Source organism: Kitasatospora sp. NEAU-69 (assembly GCF_057158765.1).
Genome location: NZ_JBWXUE010000021.1, coordinates 73,464 through 87,247 on the forward strand (window position 1 = coordinate 73,464; position 13,784 = coordinate 87,247).

10 protein-coding genes and 1 pseudogene are annotated in these 13,784 nt (G+C 73.0%); 5 read left to right on the top strand and 6 right to left on the bottom strand.

The annotated features are described in order from the left end of the window. Nucleotides 1-15: 15 nt before the first annotated feature. The gene (locus AC060L_RS23575) at nucleotides 16-837 is read right to left on the bottom strand and encodes a purine-nucleoside phosphorylase (protein ID WP_483800868.1); all 822 of its coding nucleotides are present in this window, start codon (nucleotides 835-837) and stop codon (nucleotides 16-18) included. 170 nt (nucleotides 838-1,007) lie between these two features. After that, entirely contained in the window at nucleotides 1,008-1,445 is a 438-nt protein-coding gene (locus AC060L_RS23580; protein ID WP_483800869.1) for a gamma-glutamylcyclotransferase family protein, read from the bottom strand. A 160-nt stretch (nucleotides 1,446-1,605) separates the two neighbouring features. On the opposite strand from AC060L_RS23580, the gene AC060L_RS23585 reads away from it, so the two are divergent. Together AC060L_RS23585 and AC060L_RS23590 are read left to right on the top strand one after the other, a co-directional pair. Beyond that, nucleotides 1,606-3,042 (top strand): NAD(P)H-quinone dehydrogenase, encoded by a 1,437-nt coding sequence (locus AC060L_RS23585; RefSeq protein WP_483800870.1) that lies wholly within the window; start codon nucleotides 1,606-1,608, stop codon nucleotides 3,040-3,042. A 162-nt stretch (nucleotides 3,043-3,204) separates the two neighbouring features. Continuing rightward, the gene (locus AC060L_RS23590) at nucleotides 3,205-4,182 is read left to right on the top strand and encodes a DeoR/GlpR family DNA-binding transcription regulator (RefSeq protein ID WP_483800871.1); all 978 of its coding nucleotides are present in this window, start codon (nucleotides 3,205-3,207) and stop codon (nucleotides 4,180-4,182) included. Nucleotides 4,183-4,310: 128 nt separating this feature from the next. Here AC060L_RS23590 and AC060L_RS23595 read toward each other — a convergent pair whose 3' ends face one another. The 4 genes from AC060L_RS23595 to AC060L_RS23610 form a co-directional block, all read right to left on the bottom strand. Continuing rightward, nucleotides 4,311-6,086: an acetyl/propionyl/methylcrotonyl-CoA carboxylase subunit alpha gene (locus tag AC060L_RS23595; RefSeq protein ID WP_483800872.1), complete on the bottom strand. Its 1,776-nt coding sequence runs from the start codon at nucleotides 6,084-6,086 to the stop codon at nucleotides 4,311-4,313. A 287-nt stretch (nucleotides 6,087-6,373) separates the two neighbouring features. Continuing rightward, nucleotides 6,374-6,973, bottom strand: coding sequence for a nucleoside triphosphate pyrophosphatase (locus AC060L_RS23600; RefSeq protein WP_483800873.1), 600 nt, complete (start codon nucleotides 6,971-6,973; stop codon nucleotides 6,374-6,376). 52 nt (nucleotides 6,974-7,025) lie between these two features. Next, nucleotides 7,026-7,247, bottom strand: a complete 222-nt coding sequence (locus AC060L_RS23605) for an acyl-CoA carboxylase subunit epsilon (RefSeq protein WP_483800874.1) — start codon at nucleotides 7,245-7,247, stop codon at nucleotides 7,026-7,028. Between the two features lie 49 nt (nucleotides 7,248-7,296). Further along, complete coding sequence (locus AC060L_RS23610) at nucleotides 7,297-8,901, bottom strand: acyl-CoA carboxylase subunit beta (RefSeq protein ID WP_483800875.1); 1,605 nt, start codon at nucleotides 8,899-8,901, stop codon at nucleotides 7,297-7,299. A 202-nt stretch (nucleotides 8,902-9,103) separates the two neighbouring features. Here AC060L_RS23610 and AC060L_RS23615 point away from each other — a divergent pair, with 202 nt between their 5' ends. The 3 genes and pseudogenes from AC060L_RS23615 to AC060L_RS23625 form a co-directional block, all read left to right on the top strand. Then, the gene (locus tag AC060L_RS23615) at nucleotides 9,104-10,000 is read left to right on the top strand and encodes a biotin--[acetyl-CoA-carboxylase] ligase (RefSeq protein ID WP_483800876.1); all 897 of its coding nucleotides are present in this window, start codon (nucleotides 9,104-9,106) and stop codon (nucleotides 9,998-10,000) included. Between the two features lie 240 nt (nucleotides 10,001-10,240). Continuing rightward, a complete protein-coding gene (locus tag AC060L_RS23620; protein WP_483800877.1) occupies nucleotides 10,241-11,437 on the top strand; it encodes an adenylate/guanylate cyclase domain-containing protein in 1,197 nt (398 codons plus the stop codon). Between the two features lie 255 nt (nucleotides 11,438-11,692). Next, nucleotides 11,693-12,847 (top strand): annotated as a pseudogene (locus tag AC060L_RS23625) (GGDEF domain-containing protein); the annotation flags it as partial. Nucleotides 12,848-13,784 lie beyond the last annotated feature (937 nt).

The window sequence follows — 13,784 nt, forward strand, 5'->3', positions numbered from 1 at the left end:
CGGGCCGGGAGGGGGTCAGATCCGCTCGAGGACCTTCGCCAGCAGCGCGCCCATCCGCTCGGCGGAGGCCTTGCCGGCCTCCAGCACCTCGGCGTGGTTGAGCGGCTCGCCGGTCATGCCGGCGGCCAGGTTGGTGACCAGCGAGATGCCCAGCACCTCGGAGCCGGCCTCGCGGGCGGCGATCGCCTCCAGCGTGGTGGACATGCCGACCAGCTCGCCGCCGATCACCCGGGCCATGTTGACCTCGGCCGGGGTCTCGTAGTGCGGGCCGCGGAACTGCACGTAGACGGCCTCGTCCAGGGACGGGTCGACCTCCTTGCAGAGCTCGCGCAGCCGCTTGGAGTACAGGTCGGTGAGGTCGACGAAGTTCGCGCCGACGATCGGCGAGTCGGCCGTCAGGTTGATGTGGTCGCTGATCAGCACCGGCTGGCCGGGCACCCAGCCCTGGCGCAGGCCGCCACAGCCGTTGGTGAGCACGACGACACCGCAGCCGGCGGCGGCGGCGGTGCGCACACCGTGCACCACGGTGGCCACGCCGTGGCCCTCGTAGTAGTGGTTGCGGCCGAGGAAGATCAGCGCGTACTTCTCGCCGATCCGCACCGAGCGGATCTTGCCGGCGTGGCCGGCGACGGCGGGGGCGGGGAAGCCCGGGAGGTCGGTGACCGAGATTTCGGCCACCGTCTCGCCCAAGGCGTCGGCGGCCGGCACCCAGCCGGACCCCATCACCAGGGCGACGTCGTGGCGCTCGACGCCGGTCAGCTCGCGCAGGCGGGCAGCGGCGGCCTGAGCGGCGGCGTAGGGGTCGGCGGACACGGCGGTCTGAGGAGATGCGTTCACACGACCGAGGATAGACAAGAAATTCCTACGCGCGTAGAACCGACCCCCAGAGCTTGCCGGATCGTTACCCGGTTGACCCGAAAACACCAGGTCTGGCTGGTTCCGGCCGGCCGGAACCGGAGGAATCTCCAGTAGCCCGGCAGAGCCGGTGGCCGAAGTGGCCCCGGCGCTCAGCAGGGCCGGCGGCGCAGGTCCAGCACGTAGTCGTCCGGCGCCCCGGCGCTCTCCGCGGCATCCGCGATCAGGCCCAGGTAGCGCGCGGCGGGCAGGCCGCCCTCGTAGTCGTTCAGCACGTACGTCCAGACCGGGATGTCGCCGTCCAGCGTGTGCGCGCGCAGCCGCACCTTGCGGTAGATGCCGAGCTGCAGCCCCTCCCAGCGGTCCAGGCCGTCCTCGTCCATCGGCGCCACGTCGTAGAGCGAGACGAAGACCTGCTCCTTCTCGTCCTCCACCACGGTGGCCAACGAGCCCTCCCAGCCCAGGTGTTCGCCGCCGAAGGTGAGCCGCCAGCCGTCCAGCCAGCCGGTCCCGCGCAGCGGGGAGTGCGGGGCGCGCCGGCTCATCTGCCGGGCATCGAGATTCGTGGCGTACGCGGCGTAGAGCGACATGGGCGCCAGCCTACGGGAGCGGATCACCCGCGCCGCCCCCGGGTGTGTCAAGCGTCACAGCGGCCTCCGCGTCGCCAGATGCGGCGATACCGGTCACCCGTTCGGCCGAGGCACACGAATCCGTGGCCCGGTTGTCACGGTCCGCTCAGCGTGCGGGACAATGGTGCACGTGACTCGGATCGTGATCATCGGTGGCGGACCCGGCGGATATGAGGCGGCGCTGGTAGCCGCCCAGCTCGGCGCGGAGGTGACCGTCGTCGACCGCGACGGCCTGGGCGGAGCGGCGGTGCTGACCGACTGCGTGCCGTCCAAGACGCTGATCGCGACGGCCGAGGTGATGACCGGCTTCGACGCTTCGTACCAGGAGCTCGGCATCAAGCTCGCCTGCGAGGCCGACCGCGCGATCAGCGTGGATCTCGGCAAGGTCAACCGCCGCGTGAAGCGGCTGGCGATCGCCCAGTCGCACGACATCACCCAGTCGGTCACCCGGGCCGGTGTCACCGTGCTGCGCGGCAAGGGCCGCCTCGGCGGTGGCGGCCAGGGCGTGGACGGCTCGCGCGAGGTCGTCGTGGAGGCGGCCGACGGCACGGTGCAGACGCTGCGCGCCGACGCGGTGCTGCTCGCCACCGGCGTGCACCCGCGTGAGGCGCCGGACGCGCGCCCGGACGGCGAGCGGATCCTGAACTGGACCCAGGTCTACGACCTGGAGGAGCTGCCGGCCGAGCTGATCGTGGTCGGCTCCGGCGTCACCGGCGCCGAGTTCGCCGGCGCGTACCAGGCGCTCGGCTCCAAGGTCACGCTGGTCTCCAGCCGCGACCGGGTGCTGCCGGGCGAGGACCCGGACGCCGCCGAGGTGCTGGAGGACGTCTTCCGCCGCCGCGGCATGAACGTGATGAGCCGGCTGCGCGCCGAGAGCGCCAAGCGGGTCGGCGACCGGGTCGAGGTCACCCTCTCGAACGGCGAGGTGATCAGCGGTACGCACTGCCTGATCGCGATCGGCTCGATTCCGAACACCGCGGACATGGGTCTGGAGGAGGCCGGCGTCCAGCTCAACGACTGGGGTCAGGTCAAGGTGGACCGGGTCTCCCGCACCACCGCCCCGGGCGTGTACGCGGCCGGTGACTGCACCGGCGTCTTCATGCTCGCCTCGGTCGCCGCCATGCAGGGCCGGATCGCGATGTACCACGCGCTCGGCGACGCGGTGCAGCCGCTCAACCTGAAGACCATCGCCTCCAACATCTTCACCGACCCGGAGATCGCCACCGTCGGCTACACCGCGGCGGACGTCTCCTGCGGAAAGATGGACGCCGTCGAGGTCAAGCTGCCGCTGCGCGGCAACCCGCGGGCGAAGATGCAGGGCATCCGGGACGGCTTCGTGAAGCTGTTCTGCCGCCCGGGCACCGGCATCGTGGTCGGCGGTGTGGTGGTCGCGCCGCGCGCGAGCGAACTCATTCACTCGATCTCGCTCGCGGTCGACAACAACTTGACGGTGGAGCAGGTGGCCGGTGCTTTCACCGTCTACCCGTCGCTGTCCGGTTCGACCGCCGAAGCCGCTCGCCAGCTGCACATTCGCAAGCGGGCCGAGAACGGATCCTGATCGTTTCACCCGATTGCGCCGACACTTCGTCCGGACGGCCGGGGGTGCAGCGGGGCGTGCGGGCGCGCATTGTACCGCCGCGCGCCGCAGTGCGACGGGTACTTCCTGTTACTAGCGGCAAACGCCTGAAAGCGGACGGTGCGGGGGGTTACCGTCGGTTCTGTGTTTGCAGCAGAACGTCGCCAGTTGATCCTTGAAATGGTGCGGGCCAACGGAGCTGTGTCGCTCCGCGAGTTGGCCCGCGTCGTCCAGACCTCCGAAGTCACCGTCCGCCGGGACGTCCGGGCACTGGAGGCCGAAGGGCTGCTCGACCGCCGGCACGGCGGCGCGGTGCTCCCCGGAGGCTTCAGCCGCGAGCCCGGCTATCCGCAGAAGACCCACCTCGCCGCCGCCGAGAAGAGCGCGATCGCCGATCTGGCGGCCGGGCTCGTCGAGGAGGGCGACGCGGTGGTGATCGGCGCCGGCACCACCACCCAGGAGCTGGCCCGCCGGCTCGCCCGGGTGCCCGGCCTGACCGTCGTCACCAACTCGCTCCTGGTCGCCCAGGCGCTCGCGCACGCCAACCGGGTGGAGGTGGTGATGACCGGTGGAACGCTGCGCGGCTCCAACTACGCGCTGGTCGGCAGCGGTGCCGAGCAGTCGCTGCAGGGGCTGCGGGTCACCAAGGCCTTCATCTCCGGCAGCGGGCTGACCGCCGAGCGCGGCCTGTCCACCCCCAACATGCTCTCCGCGAGCGTGGACCGGGCACTGGTGCAGTCGGCCACCGAGGTCATCGTCCTCGCCGACCACACCAAGCTCGGCGCGGACACCATGTTCCAGACCGTGCCGACCGACGCGATCACCCGTCTGGTGACCGACGAGCAGGCCGCCGGGCAGGACCCGACCGCCCGCGAGCTGGACGCACTGGCCGACTGCGGGGTGCAGATCGCGCTCGCGCCGCTCGGCCTGGCCGCCGAGCCGCCGGGCCACCAGGGGCAGGGGCTGGACCGGCACCCGCAGCAGCCGCCTGGCGGCCCGCGCCGGGCTGCTCCCGGACCGGGCCCGGTGACCGGTGCCCCGCTGCCGGGGCAGCGCCGTCCGGGCACTCACGGCGGCCCGCCACCGGGTCACCTGCCGACCAGGTACGCGGGTGCGCGGTGACGTCCGTCCGGGGGACGTCCTGCGCGCCGACACCCGCCCTGCCCGCGCCGTCGGCCTCCGCGCGAACGCCGACGGCCCGCCGGTCCTGATCGGACCGGCGGGCCGCCGTAGCGCGGGACGGACGGGTGTCAGTCCTTGATCTCGCAGAGCGCGGCGCCGCTGCTCACGCTGGCGCCGACCTCGGCGCTGAGACCGGTGATGGTGCCGGCCTTGTGGGCGTTGAGCGGCTGCTCCATCTTCATCGCCTCCAGGACGACGATCAGCTCGCCCTCCTCGACGACCTGGCCCTCCTCGACGGCGACCTTGACGATGGTGCCCTGCATCGGCGAGGCCAGCGTGTCACCGCTGACGGCCGCGCCGGCCTTCTTCGCGCCGACCCGCCGCTTGGCCTTGGCGCCGCCGACCACGCCGACCGCCGGGGCCGCCGCGACACCGAGCGAGGAGGGCAGCGAGACCTCGATCCGCTTGCCGCCGACCTCGACCACCACGGTCTCCCGGCCGTCCGGCTCCTCGCCGTCCACCGCGCCGCCGGCGAACGGCGGGATGGTGTTGTCGAACTCGGTCTCGATCCACCGGGTGTAGATGCTGAACGGCGCGTCCGAGCCGAAGGTCTCCGGCGCGAACGCCGGGTCGGCGACCACGGCCTGGTGGAACGGGATGGCGGTGGCCATGCCCTCGACGGTGAACTCGGAGAGCGCGCGCTTGGCCCGCTCCAGCGCCTGCTTGCGGTCCCGCCCGGTGACGATCAGCTTGGCCAGCAGCGAGTCCCAGGCCGGGCCGATCACCGAGCCGGTCTCGACGCCGGCGTCCAGCCGCACGCCCGGACCGGACGGCGGCGAGAACAGCGTCACGGTGCCCGGCGCGGGCAGGAAGCCGCGACCCGGGTCCTCGCCGTTGATCCGGAACTCGAAGGAGTGGCCGCGGACCTCGGGGTCGTCGTAGCCGAGCTCCTCGCCGTCCGCGATCCGGAACATCTCGCGGACCAGGTCGATGCCGGTGACCTCCTCGGAGACCGGGTGCTCGACCTGGAGGCGGGTGTTGACCTCCAGGAAGGAGATCAGCCCGTCCTGGGCGACCAGGAACTCGCAGGTACCGGCGCCGACGTAGCCCGCCTCGCGCAGGATCGCCTTGGAGGCGCGGTACAGCTCGGCGACCTGCTCGTCGCTCAGGAACGGCGCGGGCGCCTCCTCGACCAGCTTCTGGTGCCGGCGCTGCAGCGAGCAGTCACGGGTGGAGACGACCACCACGTTGCCGTGCTGGTCGGCCAGGCACTGGGTCTCCACGTGCCGCGGGTTGTCCAGGTAGCGCTCGACGAAGCACTCGCCGCGCCCGAAGGCGGCGACCGCCTCGCGCACCGCGGACTCGAACAGCTCCGGGATCTCCTCCAGCGTGCGGGCGACCTTGAGGCCGCGGCCGCCACCGCCGAAGGCCGCCTTGATGGCGACCGGCAGGCCGTGCTCGGTCGCGAACGCGACCACCTCGTCCGGACCCGAGACCGGGTCGGGCGTGCCGGCCACCAGCGGCGCGCCGGCCCGCTGGGCCACGTGCCGGGCGGTGACCTTGTCACCGAGGTCGCGGATGGCCTGCGGCGGCGGGCCGATCCAGGTCAGCCCGGCGTCGAGCACGGCCTGCGCGAACTCGGCGTTCTCGGACAGGAAGCCGTAACCGGGGTGGACGGCGTCCGCACCGGAGTCGGCGGCGGCCTTGAGCACCTTGGCGATGTCCAGGTAGCTGGTGGCCGGGGTGTCGCCGCCGAGAGCGTAGGCCTCGTCGGCCGCGCGGACGTGCAGCGCGTCCCGGTCGGGCTCGGCGTACACGGCGACGCTGGCGATGCCGGCGTCGGAGCAGGCCCTGGCGACGCGGACGGCGATTTCTCCGCGGTTGGCGATGAGCACCTTGCGCACTGTGGCTCCCTTCTTGAACCTCGATGGAGTTTAGGGATGAGGTGGTAGTACCGGCGAGTAGCCCCTGGTGGTGAGCTTGCCCACACGGAGCGTGACGCAGATCGTGATCATGTAAGCACGCAGCGGCAGGGCCGCAGGTGGCAACCGTACGCTCCACGGCCCGGCCGGAGTCGAGCAGCGCTGGAACACTGCCAGACGTGAGGTGTCCTTTGCCACATCGACCGCCCGTTCGATCGATGTTCGAGCCGCGGCCGACCCGGGCACCGGGCCCCACACCGGATCCGGCGTCAGACCCAGAGGTCGGTGATCCGCACGTCGAGATCGGCGAGCAGCCGGCGCAGCAGCGGTAGCGACAGCCCGATCACGTTGCCGTGGTCGCCGTCGATCCCGTCCAGGAACGGTGCCGACCGCCCGTCCAGGGTGAACGCCCCGGCGACGTGCAGCGGCTCGCCACTCGCCACGTACGCCTCGATCTCGGCGTCGTCCGGAGTGCCGAAGCGGACCGTGGTGGACGCCGTCGCGCTGGCGCGCCGCCCGTTCGCGGTGTCGATCACGCAGTGCCCGGTCTGCAGCACGCCCTCGCGGCCGCGCATCGAGCGCCAGCGGGCCAGCGCCTCGGTCGCGTCGGCCGGCTTGCCGAGCGCCAGCCCGTCCAGCTCCAGCACCGAGTCGCAGCCGATCACCAGCTCGCCGTCGGTCAGCTGCCCGGCCACCGCGGCGGCCTTGGCCTCGGCCAGCACCAGGGCCAGCTCGGCGGGCGTCGGAGCGCTCAGCGCGTCCTCGTCCACCCCGCTGACGATCACGCGCGGGTCCAGCCCCGCCTGGCGGAGCAGCCCGAGCCGGGCGGGTGAGGCGGAGGCGAGCACGAGCGTGCGGCGATCGGTCATGCGGGCCAGCCTACGGTCCACAGCAGGCGCCGTGGACCGTAGGTCAACCGGGCTACCGCGCCCAGCCGGACGTGCGCCAGGCGTCGGTGCCGGGGCTGAGCGTGGGGCGCAGCCGGCGGGCGGGGTCGGTCCACGGGGAGGCCGGGCCGCTCGCCGCCTGCCTGGCCGCCTCGGCGGCGGCCTGCGCGGCGGCGGCCCGGGCTGAGACCACCGCCAGGACGGTGGCCAGCTCCTCGGGGGTCGGGTGCCCGTGCAGCACCTGGATCGGGGACATCAGCGGTTCCTCTTCGCGCGGTGGACGGGAACGGGCCTTACAAAGGGCCTTACAGAGGGATGTTGCCGTGCTTCTTGGGCGGCAGCACCTCGCGCTTGCCGCGCAGCGCCCGCAGCCCGCGCACGATGTGCCCGCGGGTCTCGGACGGCGCGATCACCGCGTCCACGTAGCCGCGCTCGGCCGCCAGGTACGGGTTGAGCAGCGTGTCCTCGTACTCGGCGACCAGCTCGGCGCGCCGGGCATCGACGTCCGCGCCCGCCGCGGCGGCCTCGGCCAGCTCCCGGCGGTAGACGATGTTGGCCGCGCCCTGCGCGCCCATCACGGCGATCTGCGCGGTCGGCCAGGCCAGGTTGAGGTCGGCGCCCAGGTGCTTGGAGCCCATCACGTCGTAGGCGCCGCCGAAGGCCTTGCGGGTGATCACGGTGATCAGCGGGACGGTCGCCTCGGCGTACGCGTAGATCAGCTTGGCGCCGCGCCGGATGATGCCGTCCCACTCCTGGTCGGTGCCGGGCAGGAAGCCGGGCACGTCCACGAAGGTGAGCACCGGGATGTTGAACGCGTCGCAGGTCCGCACGAAGCGGGCGGCCTTCTCGCTGGCGGCGATGTTCAGGCAGCCGGCCAGGTCCAGCGGCTGGTTGCCGACGACGCCGACCGGGTGGCCCTCGACCCGGCCGAAGCCGGTGATGATGTTGCCGGCGTACAGCGGCTGGGTCTCCAGGAACTCGCCGTCGTCGAGCACGTGCTCGATGACCTTGTGCATGTCGTACGGCTGGTTGGCCGAGTCCGGGATGATCGTGTCGAGTTCGAGGTCCTCGTCGCTGACCGCGAGGTCGGCCTGCTCGGGGTAGACCGGCGGCTCGCTCAGGTTGTTGGAGGGCAGGTACGAGAGCAGGCTCTTGACGTACTCGATCGCCTCCTTCTCGTCGGCGGCCAGGTAGTGCGCGTTGCCGGACTTGCTGTTGTGGGTCCGGGCGCCGCCCAGCTCCTCCATGCCGACGTCCTCGCCGGTGACCGTCTTGATCACGTCCGGTCCGGTGATGAACATGTGCGAGGTTTGGTCGGCCATCACGACGAAGTCGGTGACGGCGGGGGAGTAGACCGCGCCGCCCGCGCACGGGCCCATGATCAGCGAGATCTGCGGGATCACGCCCGAGGCGTGCACGTTGCGGCGGAAGATCTCGCCGTACAGGCCGAGCGAGACCACGCCCTCCTGGATCCGGGCGCCGCCGGAGTCGTTGATGCCGATCACCGGGCAGCCGGTCTTCATCGCGAAGTCCATCACCTTGACGATCTTCTCGCCGAAGACCTCGCCGAGCGAGCCGCCGAAGACGGTGAAGTCCTGCGCGAAGACGGCGATCTGACGGCCGTCCACGGTGCCGTAGCCGGTGACCACGCCGTCGCCGTACGGGCGGTTCTTCTGCTGGCCGAAGTTGGTCGAGCGGTGCCGGGCGAACTCGTCGAACTCGACGAAGGAGTCCTCGTCGAGCAGTTCCAGCACCCGCTCACGGGCCGTCATCTTGCCCTTGGCGTGCTGCTTCTCCACCGCGGCGGCGGAGCCGGAGTGCGCCGCCTCGTCGATCCGGCGGCGCAGGTCGGCGAGCTTGCCGGCGGTCGTGCGCGGGTCCGGCGCGGAGGGGTTCGACAGGTCGGTCATCCCGGAGAGTTCCTCACTCGTAAGGCGCGATGGAGGGGCGGGAAGTCCGGGCAGGACGGTGCCGCGAACTACCGCTGGGTAGCCTAGCCAGCCCCGAGCCCTTGGCGTTATGGCCAGCGACACAGTGTGTTAACGAGCGTTTCTGCGGGACGATGGGGCGGCCTACGGCTGGGCACCGGGGTGGTCCCCCTACGCTAGGCCCATGACCGAGCCGGATCGCCCCCGTCGCAGTGGACTGCGTGGTTTCGGCCACGACGGCCCCTCCCCCTGGACCGACCTCGACCGCCCGCCGCTGGACGCGGCCCTGCTGCGCAACGACCTGCTGCTGCCAGGCGGCCTGTGGACGGCGCTGGACGTGGTCGAGGAGACCGGTTCGACCAACAGCGACCTGACCGCGCGGGCCCGCGCGGGCGCCGCCGAGGGCGCGGTGCTGATCGCCGAGCGGCAGAGCGCCGGGCGCGGCCGGCTCGACCGGCAGTGGAGCGCGCCGGCCCGCTCCGGGCTCTTCCTCTCGATGCTGCTGCGCCCGACCGTGCCGCGCGAACGGCTCGGCTGGCTGCCGATCCTGGTCGGCGTCTCGGTGGCCAGCACGGTCGGCCGGGTGGCCGGCGTCGAGGTCGGCCTGAAATGGCCGAACGACCTCCAGGTCGAGCTGGCCGGGCAGGAGCGCAAGGTGGGCGGCATCCTCACCGAGCTGACCGGCGAGGCCGTGGTCGCGGGCCTGGGGCTGAACGTCACGCTGCGCGAGGACGAGCTGCCCGTTCCCACCGCCGCCTCGCTCGCGCTGGCCGGCGCCGAGGTCACCGACCGCAGCACGCTGCTGCGGGCGCTGCTGCGCGAGTTCGCCGGGCTGTACGGCGAGTGGCAGGCCGCGGCCGGCGACCCGCAGGCCAGCGGGCTGCTGCGGGCGTACACCGACCGGTGCAGCACGCTCGGCCGCCAGGTGCTGGTGCAACTGCCGGGCGAGCGCGAACTGCGCGGCGAGGCGGTCGCGCTGGATCCCGACGGGCGGCTCGTGGTGCGCACCCCGGACGGCGCCCGGCAGGCGGTCGGCGCCGGCGACGTGGTCCACGTGCGCCCGGAGCCGCGGGCGCTCTGACGCTCCGTCCGGCGCGCGTGCGGTGCCCGTCCGACGCGCCGTCGGCTCCCGCCGGGCCGGCCGCGCGCCGGTCAGGGCCGGTCGGGGACACCCCTGCCCGGAGCCGGATGCCCCGGATCGGCGGATTCCGTGCGACCATTCCACCTGGCAACGGTGTGAGGCGCGCCACTGTCCGAGCGGCGGTGCGGTGCCTCCTCACCGGTGCCGGGTGGCAACGGCAGGACAGGACCTCACAGGCAAGTGCGGCAACCGCACGGGGACGGACCGGTGGCAGACGACGACGGCAGGCTCGCTCCGGCAGAGGGCGCGCGCAGCGGTGGCGGACCCGATGAGGAGGACCACACCGTCGCGCTGGACCTGGAAGAGCTGATCCTGGGGGCGCCGCGCCGCTACACCCCTTATCAGGCGGCCCGCACCGCCGAGGTGCCGATGGAGCTGGCCTCGCGCTTCTGGCGGGCCATGGGGTTCCCGGACATCGGCCAGCAGCGCGCGCTCAACGACAACGACGTGATCGCGCTGCGCCGGCTCGCCGGCCTGGTCGAGTCCGGGCTGATCAACGAGGCGATGGCGATCCAGGTGGCCCGCTCGACCGGCCAGACCACCGCCCGGCTGGCGGGCTGGCAGATGGACACCTTCCTGGAGAACCTCACCCAGGCGGCCGAGCCCGGCCTGACCCGGGCCGAGGTGGCGTACCCGCTGGTCGAGCTGCTGCTGCCGGAGCTGGAGCAGTTCCTGATCTACGTCTGGCGCCGCCAGCTGGCCGCCGTCACCGGCCGGGTCGTGCAGGCCGCCGAGGACACCGAGATCACCAGCGGTCGGCTCGCGGTCGGCTTCGCGGACCTGGTCGGCTTCACCCGGCTGTCGCGGCGGCTGGAGGAGGAGGAGCTCGGCTCGCTGGTGGAGACCTTCGAGTCCACCTGCGCCGACCTGATCGCGGGTCAGGGCGGCCGGCTGATCAAGACGCTCGGCGACGAGATCCTCTTCGTGTCCGAGGACCCGGTGACGGCCGCCGAGATCGCGCTGAGCCTGGTGGAGGCGCTGACCGAGGACGACACCATCCCGGCGCTGCGGGTCGGCATGGCGTTCGGCACGGTCACCTCGCGGATGGGCGACGTCTTCGGCACCACCGTCAACCTGGCCAGCCGGCTGACCTCGATCGCGCAGAAGGACGCGGTGCTGATAGACGGCGAGTTCGCGGCCGCGCTGGAGCAGGCCGGTGCGGCGGCGCAGGGGCCGGCGGACGGGATCGCCGCGCAGTCGCAGCTCGCCGAGGCGCTGGCCGCGCACTCCGGGCTGCCGATGGGCGGGATGCTCCAGCCGGGCGGCGGGAGCAGCAGCGTGCGGTTCCAGCTCCAGGCGATGTGGCGGCGGCCGGTGCGTGGGCTCGGACTGGTCGAACCCTGGCTGCTCACCCGGCGGCAGCGTCCCCCGCACTGATCTGCTCCAGTTGGCCTGGCCTATTCCGGCAAAGCGGGCATTTCCCAAGGAATCACCCCTAGTCTTGTCATCAAAGCGCTCGTAGGACCACGGGCGGAACCAGGGGCGAACGTGGGTGGTGCGCAGGTGATGGCGGAACTCGGACAGCCCGACGGGTCCTTCCCGGTCGAGCCGCCCGCCGTCGCGGCCCCGATCCCGGTGGCGGCGACCGGGCTGGACCACCGGCTGCAGGCCGTCGTCGAGCTGGCCCAGGACATGGCCGGCGCGCAGAGTGCGCTGGAGGCCGTCCGGGCCGCCGCGATCCGGGCCACCCGGGCGCTCGGCGCGACCATGGCGGCCGTCTCGGTCTGGGACCGCGAGTCGGGTCGGCTGCGGGTGCTGGTCAACCACGGCGAACTGGCGGCCGGCGAGGAGGAGATCCCGGAGGACGAGTCCTACCCGGTCGCCGACTACCCCGAGATCGTCACCTACCTGGACGAGCACTGGACCACCGGGCGGCTGCCCCGCGCCTGGGTGCAGACCGCCGAGGACCTGCTGCCGCACACCGCCCACCCGAGCGCCGGCGGGGCCTGCCGGGAGCGGGCCGCCGGACTGCGCCGGCGCGGCCGGTCCTGCTGCCTGGTCGCCCCGATCGTGCTGCACGGCCAGGCCTGGGGCGAGCTCTACCTGGCCCGGGGCGCGGACCTGCCGGTCTTCACCGAGGCAGACGCGCAGTACGGGACGCTGCTGGCCGCCCAGATCTCGGCCGGCCTGGCGCAGACCGAGCGGCTCGCCGACCTGCGCCGGCTCGCGTTCACCGACCCGCTGACCGGCCTGGCCAACCGCCGCGCGGTGGACGCCCGGCTGGAGAGCGCGCTGGCCAACCACAACCGCGACAACACCGTGGTCACGCTGGTGGTCTGCGACGTCAACGGCCTGAAGCGGATCAACGACCAGCACGGCCACGAGATGGGCGACCGGCTGCTGGAACGATTCGCCAACCAGCTCTCGATGGCCGGCGCCAAGCTGCCCGGCTCGCTGGCCGCCCGGCTCGGCGGCGACGAGTTCTGCCTGCTGGCCGAGGGGCAGAAGGCGGACGAGGTGGTCGCGGTCGCCGAGGAGCTGTGTGTGAAGGCGCTGCAGCTGGCCGACGGCGAGGGGGTGGCCTGCGGGATCGCCTCCACCGGCGACTCGATCGGCCCGGTCTCCACCTCCGACCGGCTCTTCCGGCTGGCCGACGCCGCGCAGTACCGGGCGAAGGCGGCCCGTGCCGCGCACCCGGTGGTGGCCGGCCGCAGCCACGGCCCCGGGCTGGCGCCGGATCCGACCGTGCTGCTCGCCGACGCGGCCGACCCGCACCACCGCACCTCCGACCCGCGCGCCCGCGGCGGCGGCCGTGGCGCGCACGGCGACCGCCGCCGGTTCCGCGGCGCCGCGCACAGCGCCGACCCCGGGCAACTGCTCGGCGCCGTGCTGGACGCGCTCGACGAGCCCGGCGGTCCGCGGGCCGGGCACCGCGCCGACACACTGGCCCGGCTCGCGACCGTGGCCGAGACCGCGGCCCGGCTGGTGGACGCGGTGGCCTGGTGGATCTCGTACGTGCCGCCCGGATCCGGGCGGATGCACACCGCGCAGCACGCCGTGTACCGGATGACCAGCGGCCCGAGCGCCCGCGGCGAGGGCGCGGTCTCGCCGGGCGCGGCCCGCCGGGCGGAGAGCCAGCGGGCCCGGATCGAGGCGCCCGACGCGGTCTTCGAGCTGGAGCACTACCCGCTCACCCGGCGGGCGGTGCACGGTGGCAGCTTTTCGCTGCGCGCCGGCTCGGCGGGCAACGACCCGGCCGAGGAGGCGGTGCTGGTGGTCGGCGGCTACCGGGCCATGGTCGCGGCCGGCGGCGACAACCCGGCCGGCAGCTGGCTGGTCGAGCTCTTCGCCGACGACGCGACGCTGCCGCTCGGTCAGATCGCCCCGGCGCTGCGCGCGCTGGTCGCCGTCGCGCTGTCCGGACCGGCCTCGCCGCCACCGAGCTGAGCAGTCGTCAACTCCGCATAGGCGATTGGCATATGACGTATCACCAGGTCACATTCCGGATGGTGCCCGGGCGTAACGATCGGATCAAGAGCGGGTATCCGTACGCTGATTCGGATGGAGTAAGCCGGGCCGATGCCGTACCAAGGGATCGACGCACAACAATCGGCCGTACGGCGGGCGCGCGGGGGGTGTGCCCGCCGTGGCGGTGCCGACCGGGGGTGCGTCGCCGGTGATCGGGGGGACGGGGGAGCGATCGCCGGATCGGGGGGACGCGGGGGGGGGGGGGGGGGGGAGGACACACACCACACGAACAATACAGAGTCACTCTTTTTGTGGT

What these genes read in the sequence shown, in the direction of transcription:
- AC060L_RS23605 (WP_483800874.1), bottom strand. Translation starts at nt 7,247, where the DNA reads ATGTCCCCGATCCAGGTGCTGCACGGGCACCCGACCCCCGAGGAGCTG.
- AC060L_RS23600 (WP_483800873.1), bottom strand. Translation starts at nt 6,973, where the DNA reads ATGACCGATCGCCGCACGCTCGTGCTCGCCTCCGCCTCACCCGCCCGG.
- AC060L_RS23580 (WP_483800869.1), bottom strand. Translation starts at nt 1,445, where the DNA reads ATGTCGCTCTACGCCGCGTACGCCACGAATCTCGATGCCCGGCAGATG.
- AC060L_RS23585 (WP_483800870.1), top strand. Translation starts at nt 1,606, where the DNA reads ATGGTGCACGTGACTCGGATCGTGATCATCGGTGGCGGACCCGGCGGA.
- AC060L_RS23615 (WP_483800876.1), top strand. Translation starts at nt 9,104, where the DNA reads ATGACCGAGCCGGATCGCCCCCGTCGCAGTGGACTGCGTGGTTTCGGC.
- AC060L_RS23610 (WP_483800875.1), bottom strand. Translation starts at nt 8,901, where the DNA reads ATGACCGACCTGTCGAACCCCTCCGCGCCGGACCCGCGCACGACCGCC.